Below are 543 nucleotides of genomic sequence, written 5' to 3' on the forward strand. Positions count from 1 at the left end.
CTGCCGCACTGCTGGCCGCACTGGTAAAGGTGCACGGTGGCAGCTGGCTGCTGGCCGTGCTGGTGCTGCTGTTCACTGCCTCGTTGATCAACATCTGGAACTTCATGGATGGCATCAACGGCATTGCCGCCAGCCAGGCTGTCGTGGTCGCGCTGGGCCTGGCACCAGTGCTGCCCTGGCCGTACTCGCTTGCGGCCGTGGCCCTCGGTCTGGCCTGCCTGGGTTTTCTGCCGTTCAACTTCCCACGGGCGCGGATCTTCATGGGTGATGTCGGAAGTGGCGCACTGGGATATGCGGTTGCCGTCGTTCTGGCGATCGCAAGCCTGAAGACCGATATCCACTGGATCCTGTTGCTGGTGCCGGCCTCGACGTTCCTCGTGGACGCAGGCTTCACGCTGCTGGCGCGCATCATTTCAGGGCAACGCTGGATGGAACCCCATACCCAGCACGTCTACCAGCGGGCGGTGCAGGCAGGAGCCAGCCATGCCCAGGTGACAGGGATGTACTTTGCTTTGGGCCTGTTCAGTATTACAGTGCTTAATG

The 543-nt window shown here is 62.1% G+C and carries 1 protein-coding gene; it reads left to right on the forward strand.

Features of this window, described 5'->3' with window-relative positions; all coding sequences use genetic code 11:
* Positions 1–543 (forward strand): MraY family glycosyltransferase (locus tag DAI20_RS20165; protein ID WP_497802654.1); only part of this gene is annotated, 543 nt, incomplete at both ends.

Origin of the sequence: Planctomonas deserti, from assembly GCF_003067705.1 — a bacterium.
GTDB lineage: Bacteria > Actinomycetota > Actinomycetes > Actinomycetales > Microbacteriaceae > Planctomonas > Planctomonas deserti.